The sequence below is a fragment of the Streptomyces sp. NPDC019224 genome (assembly GCF_040632605.1).
In the GTDB taxonomy this organism is placed as follows: Bacteria; Actinomycetota; Actinomycetes; order Streptomycetales; family Streptomycetaceae; genus Streptomyces.
In genome coordinates, this window is the sequence record NZ_JBEYCF010000034.1 from 57,840 (window position 1) to 76,066 (window position 18,227).

Below are 18,227 nucleotides of genomic sequence, written 5' to 3' on the forward strand. Positions count from 1 at the left end.
ACCTCGCGCGCGAACCCATCGGTCAGCAGACCCTCCCGGGCCTGGGCCGTGGCGGTCTCGCCTCGGGGCCGGAGATCATGGCCTCACGATCCGCCGGCCTCGGACGGGACCTGGTGGCGGGCCGTTTCAGGGGCGCGCCGGACACCGGCGACCGCCAGCAGCGCGCCGATGACGGCCAGCACGGCGGAGACCAGTGCCGCGGTGTGCACGCCGTTCATGAACGCCTGGTGGCTTCCCTCGACGACCGCGTCCTTCAGCTGGCCGGGCATCCGGGCCGAGACGGGGGCGACGCCCATGGACACGGCGTCCTTGGCCTCGCTGAACCCCTGGGCCGCGGGCGCGGGCACACCGGCCGTGGTGAGTTCGCCGGTGAGGGTGGAGCCGACGCGGCTGCTGATGAGCGACACCAGCACGGAGGTGCCCAGCGCGCCGCCGATCTGCAGGGCGGTGGCTTGCAGGCCGCCTGCGACGCCGCCGTCCTCCACCGGTGCGTTGCCCACGATGGCGTCGGAGGAGGAGGCCATGACCATACCGACGCCCAGACCGAGTGCGACGAACGGCGGCCACAGCGCGGCGTACGAGGATTCGGCGCTCCAGCCGAGCATCACGAAGCAGGCGGCGGCCTGCAGCGTCATGCCGAGCGGCATGGTCAGGCGCGGCCCGAACCTCTGGGTGAGCACGGCCCCCAGGGGAGAGGCGACGACCGAGGCGAGGCTGAGGGGCAGGGTCCGCACGCCCGCCTGGACCGGGGTGAAACCGCGGACGTTCTGCAGGTAGAGCATGACGAAGAAGATCACGCCGAGCAGGATGAAGAAGTTCAGCGCGGTGATGACGGTGCCGATGGACAGCGCCGGGTTACGGAACAGGCGCATCGGAAGCAGGGGGCGCGCCACCCGCGTCTCGTACCAGCCGAACAGCAGCAGTACCGCGACCCCCGCCGCGATGGCCCCCAGCGTGCTGCCCGAGGTCCATCCCCACGTCTCGCCCTTGACGACACCGAACACCATGGCGAGCAGGCCGATGGCCAGGAGCACCACGCCGGGGAGGTCGAACTTGTCCTGTGCGGCGGCGGCGTTCCTGCTCTGCGGAAGGACGATGACGCTGAAGACCAGAGCGATGATGCCGATGGGAGCGTTGATGTAGAAGACCGACTCCCAGTTCACGTGCTCGACCAGGAGGCCGCCCGCGATGGGTCCGAGGGCCGTGGAAACCGACGAGACCATGGCCCAGATGCCGACGGCGATGCCGAATTTCCGCGGCGGGAAGACGGCGCGCAGCATCCCGAGGGTGTTGGGCATCAGCAGCGCGCCGAAGAACCCCTGCACCGCGCGGAAGACGATGACCCCTTCGATGGAGCCGGACAGGCCGATGGCGACGGACGCGGCGGTGAAGCCCGCGACGCCGATCAGGTAGAAGGTGCGACGTCCGAACCGGTCGCCCAGCTTGCCGCCGAGGATCAGTGCGGCCGCGAGGGCCAGCAGGTAGGAGTTGGTCACCCACTGCAGGTCGGCGGTGGTGGCATTGAGGTCCCGGCCGATCTCGGGGTTGGCGATGGAGACCACCGAGCCGTCGAGGCCGACCATGAACAGCCCGAAGGCGACAGCGATCAGGGTCAGCCACGGATTGGCGCGTACACCGCGCGGGCGGGACTCGGCCGGTGCCCCGGTCATGGGCGCGGGGGAGCTGAGAACTTCGGAGGGCAAGACGGTTCGGTCCTTCGGAGTGATGCGCGCCGGCACGGCCGGTGGGGGCGTGTCCAGGGCGAAACGGGCAGCCGCCGCCACGAGGGCGGCAGCGCGGAGAGAGCAGGAGCGGGAAGGAGAGACGGAGCGAAGAAGCGCGCCACGTGTGAAAGGGGCCGCGTACGTGCCGTCTACTGGGCGGAGTGCAGCCGCTCGACGAGTGAGTTCAGCGTCCCCAGCGCCGCGCCGAGGGCCTTCAGATCGCCGTCGGTCATGGTCTGCAGCGCGCCCGCGATGTGCGTGCTCATCAGCCGGTGGACCTCGGCCAGTTCCCGCTGCGCCTTCGCGGTCAGATGCAGGTGCGCGACGCGCTTGTCGGCGGCGTCCTGCCGGCGCTCCAGGAGCCCTTGCTCGGTGAGCTGCGTGACGAGCGCACTGACGTTGTTGGGCTTCATGAGCAGGGAATCGGCGGCCTTGCGCACCGTGACGCCGTCGTGCGCCTCGACGTGCCGGAGCAGAGCGAGCTGGGCCTCCGGCGGCTTCGGGGCCGAGAATTCCTGCCCGACGTGCCGGTCCAGGGCGCGGGAGAGCGCGGGCAGGCATGCCACGAGGCCGGAGGCCACTTGGCTGATGCTCTGCGCGGGCGCGCTGTTCCGACTCACGCCGGCGATCTTAGGTATCGCAAGATACCTATGTCAAGGTAGCTTAATTCGTCGTCCGGGAGGCGCCGGCGACCTTGTCGGCCGAGGTGGGCACGAGCCGGGCGTCGGGCGCCTCGCCACGCGCGTCCGTCATCTGGGAGGGCTGACGCCCGGGCCCGCCGACGCGGTCGTCCTTCGGCTGCTGCACCAGGTGCCCAGGCGATACGCCGTTACCCCGTCAGCTCTGTCCTGTCATCAGCGCCGCCTCGAAGCGCTTCGCCACATCCTCGATCGTGCCGGCACGGTGGAAGCCGGTGTCGTAGACCAGATCGAGGGTGAGCCGCCCGTCGACCGTGGAACCGAAGAGGGTCGGAACCGCCCCCCGGGACGTCCCGGCGCACCGGCTGTCGGTGACTCGCAGGCCGTTCGGCACGCGGTACTCCTCCAGGGTGCCGAGGTTCGACACCATGAAGGAGATGGGCGGCAGCGGGATGGGCCGGCCAGTGGCTTCCTGGGACACCAGCCTGTGCTGGATCTCCTCCTGGTCCAGAGCCGCGTGGAGCTGCGTGCCGATGCGCCGGCCCACCTCGACGGGCTGTTCGCCGGCGTCGACGCCGGTGGAGCACACCAGACGGGCCACGCAGGGAAACGGCGCGTCCGGCGCGATCGGCGGCTCGATCCGCGGACGCAGGTCCACGGCGAAGGCCGGCGCCACCGGCATGGGCCCGGCCCCGGGGAACTGGGCGCGCACCGCGCAGGCCAGTGCCCCCGCCAGCAGGCTGGTGAGGGATATCCCGCCCCCTCGGGCGGCAGCGATCAGCGCGGCCGTCGTGTCCGGATCGAAGCCGAAACCGCGCACGGCGAGCGCGCCGGGCGCGGCGGCCGCGTCGGCCAGCGTCAACGGCGGTTCGGCGGCGGCCGGGGGCTGCACCGGCCGTGGTTCGTACGCCGAGAGGAGCGCATCCTCCAACGAGCCCTCGAACGCGGACCTCCCGGTCGGTTCGGGCTCCACCGCACACAGCAGATCGGTGTAATAGCCGAGCAGCCGGCGCAGCAGGAGCATGTTCAGGCGGCCGTCACTGCCGGCGTGGTCGCCGGCGAGCCGAAGCACCGCCGACCCCGCGTCCTGGGACAGCGAGACGGAGTAGACCCGGCGGTTCTGCGCGAGGGAGACGTTCAGCTCGTCCGCGAGGCCGTCCGGCCCGGGCTCGGCCAACGCCAGCCCCGGCCCCTCGCCGGCCAGTTCCAGGGTGATGCCGCCGCCGTCCTGCCGGAAGGCGCAGCGCAGCAGCGGATGGTCACGGCCCAGCAGGCGCACGGCCCGCTCCATCACGGCTGCATCCACCCGTCCCTCCAAGGTGACGCTCGCCACGACCGGACCGATACCGAAGAGATAGAACTGCGACTCGAGGAAGGAGAGGGAACGTCGCTCGTTCGTCATGTGCGGACCCTTCGTATGGCCGGGGGATTCGTCTGTCCGATGGGAAAGGGCGCCGGCCGGAGCAGGGCCGGGGACCCGCAGGGGGAGCAGCGCACTCCCGCAGCTCGCCGATCGTGCTCGGGCCGGCGACTCGACTCGGGAGCCTAGCCATCGTGCGAGGGAGGCGGCTTCTTCCTGAGTGCCGCCCGAGGCCGGTGAGTTTCGTGGACCCGGCCGGTATATAGACCGAGCCCCGGCCGTCGGCGGTGCCCGGGGAGCCACGAGTGAATGGAGACAACCATGACCACCGCAGGGCCGACCGCGCGTCCGGCCGCAGCACCCGACGCACCCTCCGGCCGGCAATGGATGATGCTGGTACTGCTGCTGCTCGGACAGTTCATGGGCCTGGTCGACGTGTTCATCGTCAATGTGGCCATGCCCTCCATCGGCACCCGGCTCCACGCCTCCGGCGCGTCCCTGCAGTTGGTCGTGGGGGGCTACACGGTCGCCTACGCGATGCTGCTGATCACTGGTGCGCGGCTGGGCGCCCTGTACGGGCGGCGCCGGATGTACCTGCTGGGTGCCGCCGTCTTCACCCTCATGTCCGTGGGGTGCGCGTTCGCGCCGGACACCGTCACGCTGGTGGTGCTCCGGTTCGCCCAGGGGGCCAGCGCGGCGGCCATGGTGCCGCAGATCATGAGCGTCATCCAGATGCAGTTCACGGGGAAGGCGCGCGCCAAGGCGCTGTCCGCCTACGGCGCCGTGCTCTCGACCGGTGCGATGGCCGGTCTGGTCCTCGGCGGAGTCATCGTCAACGCGGACCTCTTCGGGACGAGCTGGCGCCCGGTGTTCATGATCAACCTGCCGATCGGTCTCGTCCTGATCGCGCTGGTGCCGCGCCTGCTTCCCAAGGACGTGCCGAGCGGGAACCGGCGACTGGACCTGGTCGGCCTGGCCCTGGCGACCCCTGCGGTGTTCCTGCTCGTCCTTCCCGCAGTCCTCGGGCGAGAACTGGGCTGGCCCGTCTGGACGTTCGTCTGCATGGCAGCAGGCGTGGTCCTGGCTGTCCTCTTCGTGCGGGCCGAGCAGATGATCGCGGCTCGCGGAGGTGACCCGCTGCTGAACTTCGCCGTGTTCCGGGCAGCCGGAATGCCGGCCGGGCTGCTCACCCTGACGTGCGTCCAGCTCACCTATGGCGGCTTCCTGTTCGTCTTCACCCTTCACCTGCAGGCCGGGCTGGGGGAGAGTGCGCTGCGCACCGGACTCACCTATCTCCCCATGTCCGTCACCTTCGGCCTCTCGGGCTATTACTGGCGCAAACTCCCCGAGCGGTTCCACCTCGGGCTCGCACCCGCCGGTCTCGCATCGTCCGCCGTGTCGTACGGCATGATCGCGGCCGCCATGCAGGACGGCACCGGTGGCGGGGCGCTGATGTGGCTGGGAACGATCGTCAACGGTGTGGGCATGGGCCTGTCGGTGAGTCCGCTGTTGACCCAGTCGCTGGTGAACGTGCCCATGGACAAGGCGGTGGATGCCAGCGGCCTCCTTACCACCGTGGTCCAACTCGGTCAGGTCGCGGGCGTCACGGTCTTCGGCGCGCTGTACCTCACCCTGGCCGGCCACACGGGAGCCGACAGCCTCGGTGACGCCATGGCGACGACCACGAGCTGGATTCTGGCGGTCGCCGCGCTCGGCGTGGTTCCCGGGGTGGCCCTGACCCGTGTCGTCCTCCGGGCCGTTCCGCCGAGCAGGCCGAAGCCGGTCACCACGCCCGCCCGGGCCACCACGGACTGAGCCCGCCCGCGCGGGTACCGCGAAGAGCCGTCCGGGCAGAGCATGCGCGAAGAAGTGGTGTCGTCGTGGGCGCGTCGCTGTCGGTACGACCTGCCGCCGGTCATGCCGTACGGGCATGGCCGGCGGTGCGGCTCGCTGCGGAGGCAGACATCCGAGAGCTTCCCCTGTGGGCCGGCGCCTCCGGCGAGGGGCGCGGACCCGACGACACCGACTGCAGCAGTGCGACAGCAGGCGCGGCCGCCCATCGCCCCGGCGTCGCAGACCGAGGCCGCAGGCGGCACCGGGCTCGGGGCCGGGATTCGCGCAGCCCGGGCGGAGCTCCGTCAACAGAGCCTGCTCGTTCCCCGGTGCGGAGTGACCCGCTGCGGAGAGCGGGACGAACCTTGGACAGCCGCAGTCCGTCCGGTGCGGCGAGAGTGCGTGCAGGGCGTCGCGACGGGGCGAACCCCGGCTGCCGCGGCCCAAGGGCTGTCCCGTCATCCCTGGCGGGCGCGCGGCAGCCGGGGTTCGCCCCCGTAGCCTCAAGGGCACGGGGCCCCTCCGTTGTCGGAACGCCCGGATACCTCCAGTACGCGGGCGCCCCTCCGCCTTGCGGTGCACCGCATCCGACGTCGCGCGCCGATCCACCAGGGATGACGGGACAGCCCTCAGGAGACGTGCTCGCGCCAATCCGTATGCGTCGCCAAGCGGCGGAAGGCTCCGGCGTAGAACAGGAGCGCGTCCTCATCGGCGCCGTGGCCGACGTTCAGTACCTCGCCGAGGAATATCGAGTGATCGCCCCCGTCGTACACGGCCGAGAGTTCGCACTCGAACCAGGCCAGGGCGCCGTCGAGGACCGGGACCCCCGTGGCAGGACCAGGGGTCGCGTCGACGGACGCGAATTCCTGGGCGCCGCGCGGCCGGCGGCTGTCCGCGAAGTGGCGTGCCAGCCGCTCCTGTCGGTCGGAGAGCACCGACACGACGAACGCGTGATGCTCCAGGATGACCTCGTGCATGGAGGCGTCGCGCATCACACAGACCAGCACCTGCGGCGGGGACAAGGACACTGACGTGAACGAGTTGGCCGTCATGCCGCGCGGCTCGCCACGGCCCGCTGTGACGACGGTGATGCCAGTGGCGAAGCGACCGAAGATCCCGCGCAGCTCCCGGGGATCGATGTCGTGCTCCGGTCCGTGCCCGGCGCCTCTGGGCTCGGGCTGCGTCCGGAGCGTGCCGACCGCCGGCTGCCGTGCGGCTCTCCTCGTCGCCATCGTGATCAGCCCTCGCCCGGAAGCGCTACCGCAGCAACCGGCATCGCTGACACCTCGCGACGCGCCGCCGCCCTCGGCCGCATGTACCGCGACAACGCGCTACGCAGTGGTTCGGGCACCTGGGCCGGCCTGGTCGCCGTGTTGGGGCCGCGCATGCACGCGACGCGCTGTCGTCCGCGGGCCACCAGCTCCTCCAGCCCGTCACGTCGGCGAAGGTAGTCGAAGGCGAACTCGATCTGCGTCTGGGTGAGGTCCACGAGACTCATCCGGATCGACAGCTCGTCGAATGCGGTGATCTCCGAGAGGAACTCGCAGTCGACCCTCAGCGTGAACAACTTCAGGTCCTCTTGCAGGTCGTCGATCACGTCCCGCGCGTGCTCGTGCAGGAACATCTCCCGGCAACGCCCTTGCCAGCGAAGGTAGTTGACGTAGTAGACATTGCCGACGAGATTGGTCTCCTCGAAGCCGACCACGTGCCGGTACTCGTAGTACTCGTTCAATTTTCCGTCCTGTCCTCGTCCGTCGCCATCGACACCGTGAACACCACCGGCTGTTCGATGCCTTTCAACGTCGTCGTGAACGATGCGATCCGGGTCAGGCCCCCGCGGAGCGCCACCCACGGCCCCGTGGCACCGCCCGGTGACGGCTCGATGGTGAGGGCGGGCCGGGCGTGGCCGGTCTTGCGCAGACACTCGATCGCACCCCAGACCCGGGTCGCCGCCACCGCACGGCCCTCCCCGTGCTCGGCGGCGATGCGTTCCGCCAGAGCGCTGCCCTCCGCCCCCAGGAGATCGGCCCACTCACCTTCCGTCCGGGCCACCACGGGCTCCACGTCACATCCCACGGGCAGGTCCCCGCTGACGCCGAAGGTGACGCCCGCGCCGTGCGAGGCGGAGACCTGGACGCCGGGCGCCAACGGCTTCCCGTCCGGCCGGTAGGTGACCTCCGTCCGATGGCCCACCGCCCAGCTGATCGCCTGACGGGTGGCGGCGCGCCGCGCCTCACGCGACGTCCCGGCCGAGGGATCCGCCGGGACCACCGCCACGTGCAGCCCGCTGCCCACATGGGGTTCGGCGTGACGTTCCAGATAGGGGCCCACCAGCGCCGGCAGCCACGGCCCGGCGCCGTCCTGCTTCCGCACCGCCTGCAAGCGCAGGCCTTCCCAGCGCTCGACCAACTCTCCGGAACTGTCGTGAACGTCGACGTCGTACAGATAGGTGTCTCCGTGCCGCCAGACTTCCGCAGCGGACAGCGTCACCTCCGTCAGCGTGCGCATTTTCCCGGGATCGGCGAGCCAGAGCCGCCGGACCGCCGCCGGCAGCAACGTCGCGTCCGGCACACAGCACTGGATCGAGTGCATCAGCGCATCCCGCGTCCCCGGGTCGGCCAGGGACAGGTCGGCCGGATGGAAAGCGCCGAACCAGTCGTGCCGTGTGGTGCTGGAGATCCGCGCGGTGCAGCCTCGGGCCGCGAGCTGCCGGTAGCCCAGGAGGCGTTGAAAGCGATCGCCCTGGAACAGGACCGTGCCGTAGAGCTCGTTTTGGGGCTGCAGCGGGATCACCGGATCGGACGCACCGGGCGGCCGGGGCGTACCGGCGGCCATGGGAAGGTCGTAGCGGAGCGTGGCCCGGAAGTGGTCGGCCTGGAACGCGGTGTCGCTCGAGCGCAGCACGGCTCGTACAGTTCCCGACCCTTCGGCCAGGACCGCGACGCGCAGGGTGGTACTGCCGTCGGACGGGACGACGATCGGCCGGAGGAACTCCATGTCCGCCAGCACCGGTGGCGTTGCGTGACCGGTCAGCGCGCCGGCTGCCTGCGCCATCGCTTCCATGCCGAGGACCGCGGGGAACAGCAGGTCCCCGTCGAGCAGGTGGTCGGCGAGATAGGGATCGGCCGCCGGGGACAGATCGGCGTCGGCGACGAGTTCGATCCCCGGATAGTGGATACGCGGTCGTTCCAGGAAACGGCCCAGCGGCAGTTCACGTTCCTCGAGCGTGAGGGTGGGCAGCCCTCCGGCACGGCCCATCACCACGACGGCCTCCGGGGTCCGGGGGTCCGCGATCAGCGCCTTGAGCATGGCGACGCCGTCGGCGACCGGTATCGGTGAGATCCCCTCGCGCATCAGGGACTCCAGGACGCCGAGCCGCTCGCCCATTCCGGCGCCGGCCCACACGGACCACTCCATCGCGATGCAGCGGCAGTCCGGGTTGTCCTCTCCGTAGCGCCGGGTGAGATCGGTCAGCCAGTCGTTGGCCGTCGCGTAGTCGCCCTCGCCGCGCAGCCCGGCCCGGCCGATGATGCTGGAGAAGGAGATCAGGAGCCGGACCGGCTGGTCGTCGACCGCCGCGAGCAGCGTCCGCAGACCGTCGATCTTCGGGCCCAGGGTGCGGCGGAAGGTGTCCTCGTCCAGATCGACCAGGGACTGAGGTTCGTTGCGGCCGGCGCCGTGCAGGACGGCGGTCACCGGCCCCAGAGCCCGGCAGGTCTCCTGAACAGCGGCCTTGACCTCATCGGCAGCGGTCACGTCGGCCTGGATGTAGCGGACGGTGACTCCCGCGGCGCGCATCCGGGCCAGGTTCGCCGCCAGCTCCGGGTCCGCGCCAGGGGCCGACCGGCCGAGCAGGGCCACTGCGGCCCCGGTGTCCAGAGCCAGTGCCAGCGCCCCCTCCGCGGTGATGCCCTTGCCGCCTCCGGTGACGAGGAGGACGTCCTGCTCGCCCAGCACGGCGGAGCCCGAAAGGTCAGCGGATATCGGCAGTGCGCGCAACACCGGCACCGCCCGCCGCCCGGAATCGTCGTAGCACACCTCGGCGAATCCGACGGTCGCAGCGGCGTCGGACTCCACCTGGGCGACCGTCTTGGACAGAGCGGGGCCCGACAGCGTCTCCGGATCCGGCAGGACCACCACGGTGGTCGTGACGTTCGGGGCCTCCAGGTGCAGCGTCTTGGCGATGGCCGCGGCCCCGCGCCGGCCCCCCACGACGACGAAGCGCAGCGGTGCGCTGCGAGCCCGGGACAGCGCGGCCCGCACGGCGGAGATGAGCAGCGGCACGTGCCCCTCGTCTGCCTCGCGAGGCAGACACAGCAGGACCCCCACGCCGAGCCCGGCAGTGCTCAACGCCGCGCGCAGCGGTTCGGCCAGCGGATGGCCCGTGGGGGCGAACACCTCCCAGTCCCTCGCCGGGGACCGCAGCACGACCGGGGGCGCCGGATCCGTCGGCGTGAGGTCCAGGGCGAACGACCTCACCCAGGGCGCGACGCCTGCGACGTGTTCACTCTCCTCGCCCTGCCCGTGTTCCGTGGCAGCCAGCTCGTCCAGCATCGCTGCCAGCTCGGTCAGCGTGGAGGTGGCGTACGCGGACGTGGCCGCCACCGCGCTCACACCGAGCTCACGGGCGGCCTGCGTCACGATCTGCCCCACAGTGATCGAACTCAGATGCAGCTCGTCGATGGGGTTGCTGTCCGGGCGAACGGCTTCCAGCGGCAGCTCGGCGCGTTCGGCGGCCAGCCGCCTCAGCACCGTGAGGCTGTCGTCGGCCATGGAGGGCTCCGGCGCCGCGGCCGGCTGTTCGGCCACGGCCCGCGCAGCCGGCGGGGACACGGCGAGGTCCACCGGTGGTGCCGTTTCACACGGACTGGCCAGGAACGAGAACCGCTTGTCCAACGGCAGCGGCTTGAGGTACCGGTCGCGGAACAGCTCCTCGTGCCGAATCGGTGCTCCGAGCGCATAGGCCGCCCCGACGGAATGGAGCAGTCCGGACAGCGACAGGCCGTCGGACTCCAGGGAGATCGCGGGTACGGCCGGTGCGATCTGCTCCGCCAGGTGGCGCAGGATACGGCCCGGCCCGACCTCGATGAACAGGTCCGCGTCCGCCGCCAGGGTCTCGACCGCCTCGCTGAACCGGACGGGTTCCAGGATCTGCCGTCTGAGCAGCTCGGCGACATCCGTGTCCGGCGGCAGCAGCGCGCCGGTGACGGTCGAGGCCACGGTACGGGTCGGCGGAAGGCACTCCTGCCCGGCCAGGTATTCCCGGAAGGCCTCGGCGGCAGGGGCGACGGCCCCGGAGTGGAACGCATGGGAGACCGCGATCCGGGTCGCCGTGATGCCGTGCGACGCGGCCCGCTCCATCACCGACTCCACCGACGCCGAGGGACCGCTGATCACGGTCTGCAGGGGGCTGTTGAAGCCCGCCACCACCACCGGATCGCCGGCTATGAGGTGCTGCACGGCGGATGCCGGCGCGCCGAGACCGGCCATCGCTCCGCCACCCGCGCCGGCGGCATCCATGATCCGGCCGCGGGCGGCCGCCGCGCGCATCACGGCGTCCTCGTCCATCGCTCCGGCCCAGTGCAGGGCCGTCAGCTCACCGAGGCTGTGCCCGGCGGCGGCCCGCGCGGTGACACCGAGGTGCGCCAGGACCCGCAGCCCGGCCACCGAGCCGGCCACGATCCGCGGCTGGGCGACCGCGGTGGCCACCTGGTCGCCCCCGGTAGGCAGTTGAAGGCGGGAGTACAGGTCGTCCACCGCCGGGAATCGGCGCCGCAGCGCACCGCCGTCCGCGCGGCGGCCGGCGCCTTGCCCGGGGAACAGATAGGCGATGCGCGGAGTCTTGCCGGCGGCGCCGAGGAACACGCCGCCGGCCGGGTCGAGGACCTGGCGCGCGCCGGCGTCGAGGAGCTGCATCAGCCTGCCGAGCCGTTGCTCGGCCTGGTCGGGGGAAGCCGCTACGACCGCGGCCCGGACCGGGCGTCCCCTCAGCTCGCCGGAGAGCGTCGCGGCGAGGTCGCCCAGTTCGGCGAACGACAACTGGGCCACGAACTCCGCCAGCTGCGCGACGCGGCCGCGCAGTGCCGGGGCGTCGGCGGCGTCGAGGAACAGCAGTTCGGTGTCCTGACGTGAGCGCACCAGACGCCGGGTCACCTGTCCGAGGGCGGCTCGGCGCACACCGTCGGCGTGCTCGACGACGAGGTGCGCGTTGATGCCGCCGAAGCCCATCGAGGAGACCCCGGCCCGGATCGGAGCTCCCTCGGGCCACAGTTCTGCCGTGTCCGGGACGTGCAGCGCGGGCGCATCGCCCCGGAGCACCGGATGGGGCTGGTCATGTCCAGTGGCCGGGGGGATGACCTGGTGCCGGACCGCGAGTACCGCCTTGATCAGTCCCGCGACCCCCGCCGCACCCTTGGTGTGGCCGATGTTGCCCTTGATGGTGCTGATGGCGGCGGGCGGGGCCGTGGGGGCGGCGGCGCGGCGGGCGCCGGTGAACGCCTCCAACTCGGTGGCGTCGCCGACGGCGGTTCCGGTGCCGTGGCCCTCGAGGTAGCCGACCGTCTCCATTCCGAAACCGGCCGTGCGGTAGGCGCGGCTGATCGCCAGCCGATGCCCGGCCGCCTCCGGGCGGGTGATGCCGCCCTTGCCGTCCGAACTCTGGCCCCAGCCGGCGATGGTGGCGTAGCGGAACCGGCCCTGGTCCAGCGCGTCCTCGTCGCGCATCAGTACGAGCATGCCGCAGCCCTCGCCCGGCCAGAAGCCGTTGGAGTTCTTGTCGTAGACCCGCATCTGACCGGTGGACAGCGCACCGGTCTTGGCGAAGCCGATGAGCTCGAACGGGTCGATGCTGAGATCCACACCGCCGGCGACGGCGGCATCGATCTGACCGGTGGCCAGCGCGGTGCAGGCGGTGGACACCGAGAGCAGCGACGACGAGCACGCTCCGTCGACGGTGTACCCGCCGCCGCCGAAGTCGAAGTAGTTGCAGACGCGGCCGGAAATGGTGTTGGACAGGCCGCCGGCGAGTGTGTCCTCCGTGACGGGAGGAAAGGGGGCCTTGTAGCGGTCTTCGAGACGGGTGAGGAAGTCGGCGAGTTCCGTGTCGGACCAGCCCTGGTCGCGCAGCTCCGCCGCGACCGTGCGCTTGACGTAGGGCCAGCGCAGGCGCATCAGGTTCGCACGGCTGAACTCTCCTGTGAGGGTGTTGCCGATGACGACGCCGGTGGCTTCCTTGGGCAGCCCCTGGCCGTGTGGGAAGCCCGCGTCGTCCAGCGCGCGCCGCACCGTGTCCAGAGCGAGCCAGTGCGTCAGGTCGGTGGAGCGGAACGTGCTGCCGCCGATTCGGTACCCGACTCGGTCGAACTCGAAGCCCTCCAGCACGGCGGCCATGCGCGTGTAGTGCCGGTCCGGAGCGTCGGGATCCGGAGAGTAGTAGTCCTCGGCGCGCAGCCGCTCATCGGGAAGCCGCCGAAAGGCCCGCCGTCCGGCCAGCACATTGCGCCACAGTTCCTCGGGGCTGTCGGCGTCGGGGTAGCGCAGCGCGATGCCGACGACGGCGATCCGCGGCGCACTCATGCGATCACCGGACCCATGGGCGCGTCGTGACGTGGGCCTGCCGGCATCGACGATGGCATGAACTTCTCCTTCGGGCGTGAGCGGACGGACGGCTGAGGGTGATCACGGCGGTGCCGTCCGGATCTGGCAGACGCAGCAGCGCTGTCGATGTCATCTGCGGCTCGCGGCGGCGGGCGCCTCGGGCGCGCCGCTCGGTTCGGCGGAAGCCGCGGGCGGGGTCGGTGGGATCGGAGTCCACTTCTTCCCGTGTGCGCTCAGCGCGGCCGGCTGATACCGCCAGTCACGGTTCCCGGCGAAGACGATGTCGCGCGTCGCCGCGGTCCCGCGCCGCGAGGCGGTGCGCGCGGAGTCGAGAGCGAAGCCGATCGCGTGGCGTGCGTAGGACACCAGCGGGAAGGTGCAGTTCTCACGCCACGCGGCCGAGCCGTGCCGCCGGTACCAGCTGACATGGCGCATCCCGGCCGGGAGGGTGAAGGTGGCGATCGCGTGCTGGTCCGGATCGCCGAAGCCCATGTAGGGCGGCACGAAGTCGAGGCGGCCGAGCCGGGCGAAGATCCGCTCAGCTGCCGCAGCATGGGTGATCTCACCGTTGGTCGCCGCGGTGATGTCGTCTCGTGAGGCGTTCATCGTGGCGACCACGTCCGGCAGCTGGTTGCCCAGCACGCCCATGCGGGAGGGTTCGGTGGTCTTCGCCAGGTGTGACGGATCGCCGCTCTTGAGATAGCGCATCAGCAGCGACAGAGGGCCGAAGGCGCCGAGCATATTGCCCAGCGCCCAGTTCCGGTTCCAGGCGTTCCAGGTGTCGTAACTGGCGAAGGCGTCGAAGGACGTCGACACCACCTCGTCGTAGTGGTCAAACGCGCGGTTGACCGTGTCCTCGATGTGCTGGAAGCGCTCGGTGGCGAAGTCGTCCTCGGCGACCGCCTGCAGCAGCGTCTCCGCGATCTGATCCACGGCGACGACGAGCACGGACATGCCGCTGGAGAACAGCGGGTCGACGAAGCCCGCGGCGTGCGGAAGCTGGAGCATGCGCGGCATGAGCAGGTGGGGCGAGGAATACTGCAGGCGCCCCGACCCCACCCACGGGCGCACTGCTTTGGCCTCGGCGAAGTGACGCTGGATCGTCGGGTACCGCGCGATGATGCGGCGGAACTCCTCCTCGGGAGGGCCCTCGGGACGGGGGTGCTGTCTGCGGTCGAGCAGCATGCCGACGCTGGTGAGCGGGTTGGTCGAATCACGGTGGTTGTTGAACGGGATGACCCACATCCAGCCGCCGTCGAAGACGTGGTGCATGGTTGCTTCGCCGAGCGGCGAGGGAACCGTCCTGCGCGCCTTGCCGTCCAGCAACAGGTCCGCGCTCTTCACCCCGATCATGTGCGTGAACAGGGCTCGGGTATCTGTGCGGAAGCGCGGCGTCTCGTCCCTCATCCCGAACAGGTCCGAGGCGAGCGACCGCATGCCGGAGGCATCGATCAGGTACTTCGTCCGGTAGACGGCGCCATCGGCCGCGCGCAGTTCGACACCTTCGTCGCGCAGGGCGATGTCCTCGATCCGGGCCTGGGAGACGAAGTCCGCCCCGTACTGGACGGACATCGCGGCGAGGTAGGAATCGGTGTCCTGCCGGAACAGGTGCGAGTCCGGGCCGATCGGGGGAGTCAGGGTGGGCAGCTGGTTGATGTGCTCGCTCCGATGCTCGCGACCTGCCTCGTGATACATGAAGCTGAAGGACCGCTTGACGCCGCACCCACTGCTGACATTGTCACGCAGCGCGTGGAAGGAGCCGAGCCAGCCGATCTCCGGAACTCCGTACTTCTCTCCGATGATCCGCAAACGGATGCCGGTCTCGGGAATGAGTGACTCGCCGATGGCGAACCGTGGATGTGACGCGCCCTCGAGCAGGAGGGTGCGGACGCCGTGCTTGGCCAGGATGCAGGCGAGCATCGACCCCCCGATGCCGGAGCCGAGAATGGCGACGTCATAGCGTTTGCTGGTCACGGTCACGATTGCCCCTGCCTTCGTCATGTGTGCGGCGCGCCATGCGGGAACCAGCGTCGGGGGGTGTCGCACCGGCCGCCTACTCTTCGATTGCCGCGATCGGGCGGGGCGGGGAGGTTCGCAGGTCAGCACGCGAAGAGAAGTCCCGGTCACATCGGGCACGCCAGCATGGCCTGACGTTTCGGCGCGTAGTGCCACGTGGTGCCTGTTCTTTCGGGCGGGCCGGACAGATCCGGATTGTTTCCGCGTACTCACCCCGCGTCCCCCGAGGAGAAAGGTCCTTCGCCGATGACCGCAGTGCCATCCGGCGGCCCCGTGCCGGCCAGGAGTCCGAGCGCCCCGCGGCATTCCGGTTCGGCACCGGCGCGTGCACAGCCGGGGGCGTCCTTCACCTGCCGATGTGCGTAGACGCCCGGGACATGGGCTATCGGATGTCAGGCATGCGGGAGGCTTTCGCCTCTTTTTCTCGCGCGACGTCAGAACAGGTTCGTATGGTTGGACCCATCGGCAGTGAATGAGGGGATTCACGGCAGTGAATGAGGGGATTCACGGTGCCCAGTGATGCCGAATCTCGCGCACCCGACGGTGCTCGGGACCTGGTCGGCGACCAGGACGTCAACTACCGCATCATCCGCGAGAATGTGACCCGTCTCCTGGAAGGCCGGCGGGACGCCGCAGCGCTCGCCGTCCCCGCCTGCCCGGGGTGGACGGTGTACGACACGGTCAAGCACCTGGTGACCACGTGCCGACTGGCTGAACGCAACCTTGTCGGTCGACCACGCCGTCGAGCCCGGGACGGGCTTCCTCAGTTGCTTGCGGAGTGGGTCCGAAGCGGCGCCCGCGTCGAGCAGGGGCTGCGGAAGGCGAGCGGCGGCGCGGGCGCGGTGCTGGTGATGGACGGCTACACCCATGAAGCCGACATCCGGCACGCCCTGGCGCTGCCGCCGCAGGCGGCGCATCCGGCCCTGCGCGCAGCGCTGGAGCTGGCGGTGGACGGATTCCGGGCGGCTGTGCTGGCGCGCGGGTACCCGGCGCTGCGCCTGGAGACGGCGAGCGAAGCATGGGATGTCGGCGACGGTGTCCCGAAGGCGGTGCTGTTCGGGCCGGGACACGAGCTGTACCGGTCCCTGGTCGGGCGGCGGACCCTCCAGCAGATCCGTGATCTGTCCTGGACCGCTGACCCGACCGTTTGGCTGCCGGCCTTCAGTTGGGGGCCGTTCCGGCCGCCGCTTGCTCCGGTGGAATGAAGCCGGAGCGGGCGGCGACGTCAGGCGACTCCCGTCAGCTTCGGCGCACCCCAGTTGTCCAACTCCGGCAGCGCCAGCAGGATCGGCGTGTCGACCGTCGACATCGGACGCAGCCGGATGTGCGACGTCCAGGGCATCGCGTCCGGCTCGACAGTCAGCCGCTCTCCGCGGCCGAGATACAGGGGTTTGCGCAGCCAGGGACGCGGGTCGAGGTCGCGCATCGCGACCGCGGCAGCATGTACGCACCAGGTGCCGCGAGGCACATGGGCAAGAGTGAAGCCGCCGGATGAGTCCAGGACCGCGCAGGCCGCCGGAAGGCCTTCGACGACCGGAGAGCGGAACGCCCCCACATATATACGAATCGGCTTGTCGGTCTCCGGCACACGGATCGAACCGGTGATGGTCCCTCGGTGGCCCGGTTGCGGCGGGCGGCCACCGAGCGCGTGCAGACCGTCCTGGGAGAGCAGGCGGTAGCGGCCCGGCGAGGTGCCGACGCTGCGCGCGAAACGGCTGGTGAAAGTGCCGAGGCTGTTGTAGCCGACAGAGTAGGCGATATCGGTGACGCTCATTCCTGTTTTCAGCAGCAGATTTTTGGCCCGGAAGAGGCGAATCGCCGACAAGAAGCGGCCGGGAGATGTTCCGGTGGCGGCGCGAAAGGTGCGTGAGAAGTAGAACTTGCTCAGGATCGCGGAATCGGCGATGTTATCAAGCGAAAGCGGCTCTTCGTAGCGCTTCCACATGGTGTTGATCGCCCGTTCCACGGCCAGTTGCGTGACGTCCATGACTGCCCCCGTTGGGTATGACATCGCTCTACCTGAGGTGTTTGCGCCGGTGGTCACCTCCTCGTGGTCACCACCGTCTCCCGCTTCTTCCCTCCTTGTGCCGGGTGTTCCTCCTCCCTCGTTCCTGCGCTGACCAGGGGATTGGAGCCCTGGGTCCTGCGAATGGGACGGCCGGGCCAACTGCGCCTGCATCAGGGATGCGCTCGGAGTTTTCCGAACAACCGTCCGTGGTGACTTCTCCGTGGCTGCTCTCTTCGGGCCCCCTCTCGCGTGCAGGGATAAACTCTCGTTTTTGGCAAAGTACGGGTTGGTAATCAGTAAAGATCGGTCCCGGGTCGCTCGGACAACCCTTAGGGGCCATACCGCTTCGTCGGCTGCGGCGATGCTGACGGCGAGACCGCGGACGAACCGCGGAGACAGGATCTCCCGAAAAAGATTGAGATGCCGCGATGAGTCGAACGATGCTCGCCGGTATGTATCGGTGGGTCCACCACGGACCCGCCGAGTCCGAACTAAAGGAGATCACCATGCCCGAGAACCGTGCCCAGGACGAGGCAGCGATCACGGCGGTCCTGGAGAACGTCTACAAGGCGTGGGAGGCCAACGACGCCGACGCCTTCGTGGCCGACTACACGGAGGACGCGACCGCGATCATGCCCGGCTCGTACCGTGAAGGGCGGGAAGCGATCCGCCGGAGCATGGCCGCCGGCTATGCCGGTCCGCTCAAGGGCACCTCTACCCACAACAAGCAGATCAGCGTGCGTTTCCTCGGCCAGGACGGGGCGGTCGTGGTGAGCGAGTCCGGGATCCTGTTCCCCGGAGAGACCGAACTGCCGTCCGAGCGTGCTGTGCACGCGAGCTGGGTGCTGGAGCGGCGCGACGGCCGGTGGCTGGTGGCCGCGTACCACAACTGCCCGATCAATCCGGCTCCCAAGGCCGGCTGAGGCGCCGTGCCGGGCGCTTGACGCGGCCGGGGGGGGGGGCGGAGACGGGGACGGGCCCCCCCCCCCGCGGCGGCCGCGGGGAGCACCCGCCCCCGGGCCCCGCCGAGACCCCCCCGTAAGAGTAAGAAG

Annotated in this window: 12 protein-coding genes; 3 read left to right on the forward strand and 9 right to left on the reverse strand. The window is 70.4% G+C overall.

Going from position 1 to position 18,227, the window contains the following annotated elements; translation table 11 throughout:
- Positions 1-83: 83 nt before the first annotated feature.
- The 4 genes from ABZ564_RS21585 to ABZ564_RS21600 form a co-directional block, all read right to left on the reverse strand.
- Positions 84-1,670 carry an MFS transporter gene (locus ABZ564_RS21585; protein WP_360858789.1) on the reverse strand — a complete coding sequence of 529 codons (1,587 nt, stop codon included), beginning with the start codon at positions 1,668-1,670 and terminating at the stop codon, positions 84-86.
- A 203-nt stretch (positions 1,671-1,873) separates the two neighbouring features.
- Complete coding sequence (locus tag ABZ564_RS21590) at positions 1,874-2,344, reverse strand: MarR family winged helix-turn-helix transcriptional regulator (protein ID WP_360858753.1); 471 nt, start codon at positions 2,342-2,344, stop codon at positions 1,874-1,876.
- Between the two features lie 43 nt (positions 2,345-2,387).
- A complete protein-coding gene (locus tag ABZ564_RS21595; RefSeq protein ID WP_360858756.1) occupies positions 2,388-2,531 on the reverse strand; it encodes a hypothetical protein in 144 nt (47 codons plus the stop codon).
- 30 nt (positions 2,532-2,561) lie between these two features.
- Complete coding sequence (locus tag ABZ564_RS21600; protein ID WP_360858759.1) at positions 2,562-3,764, reverse strand: hypothetical protein; 1,203 nt, start codon at positions 3,762-3,764, stop codon at positions 2,562-2,564.
- Positions 3,765-4,043: 279 nt separating this feature from the next.
- Between ABZ564_RS21600 and ABZ564_RS21605 the strand changes: the two genes are divergently transcribed.
- Positions 4,044-5,537 (forward strand): MFS transporter, encoded by a 1,494-nt coding sequence (locus ABZ564_RS21605; RefSeq protein ID WP_360858762.1) that lies wholly within the window; start codon positions 4,044-4,046, stop codon positions 5,535-5,537.
- A 647-nt stretch (positions 5,538-6,184) separates the two neighbouring features.
- On the opposite strand, the gene ABZ564_RS21610 is transcribed toward ABZ564_RS21605, so the two are convergent.
- The 4 genes from ABZ564_RS21610 to ABZ564_RS21625 form a co-directional block, all read right to left on the reverse strand.
- The gene (locus ABZ564_RS21610) at positions 6,185-6,787 is read right to left on the reverse strand and encodes a flavin reductase family protein (RefSeq protein ID WP_360858765.1); all 603 of its coding nucleotides are present in this window, start codon (positions 6,785-6,787) and stop codon (positions 6,185-6,187) included.
- A 5-nt stretch (positions 6,788-6,792) separates the two neighbouring features.
- Positions 6,793-7,287, reverse strand: a complete 495-nt coding sequence (locus ABZ564_RS21615) for an acyl-CoA thioesterase (protein WP_360858768.1) — start codon at positions 7,285-7,287, stop codon at positions 6,793-6,795.
- On the reverse strand, positions 7,284-13,130 hold the full coding sequence (locus ABZ564_RS21620; RefSeq protein ID WP_360858771.1) for an SDR family NAD(P)-dependent oxidoreductase: 5,847 nt from the start codon (positions 13,128-13,130) through the stop codon (positions 7,284-7,286). Before ABZ564_RS21620 ends, ABZ564_RS21615 begins: the two co-directional genes overlap by 4 nt.
- Before the next feature lie 150 nt (positions 13,131-13,280).
- Positions 13,281-15,131 carry a tryptophan 7-halogenase gene (locus tag ABZ564_RS21625; RefSeq protein WP_360858774.1) on the reverse strand — a complete coding sequence of 617 codons (1,851 nt, stop codon included), beginning with the start codon at positions 15,129-15,131 and terminating at the stop codon, positions 13,281-13,283.
- Positions 15,132-15,676: 545 nt separating this feature from the next.
- Here ABZ564_RS21625 and ABZ564_RS21630 point away from each other — a divergent pair.
- Positions 15,677-16,372 (forward strand): maleylpyruvate isomerase family mycothiol-dependent enzyme, encoded by a 696-nt coding sequence (locus ABZ564_RS21630; protein ID WP_360858776.1) that lies wholly within the window; start codon positions 15,677-15,679, stop codon positions 16,370-16,372.
- Positions 16,373-16,392: 20 nt separating this feature from the next.
- Here the strand turns inward: ABZ564_RS21630 and ABZ564_RS21635 are convergent, their stop codons facing one another.
- Positions 16,393-17,154 (reverse strand): helix-turn-helix transcriptional regulator, encoded by a 762-nt coding sequence (locus ABZ564_RS21635; protein WP_360858779.1) that lies wholly within the window; start codon positions 17,152-17,154, stop codon positions 16,393-16,395.
- 527 nt (positions 17,155-17,681) lie between these two features.
- On the opposite strand from ABZ564_RS21635, the gene ABZ564_RS21640 reads away from it, so the two are divergent.
- On the forward strand, positions 17,682-18,098 hold the full coding sequence (locus tag ABZ564_RS21640) for an SgcJ/EcaC family oxidoreductase (RefSeq protein ID WP_360858782.1): 417 nt from the start codon (positions 17,682-17,684) through the stop codon (positions 18,096-18,098).
- The last annotated feature ends 129 nt before the right edge of the window (positions 18,099-18,227 follow it).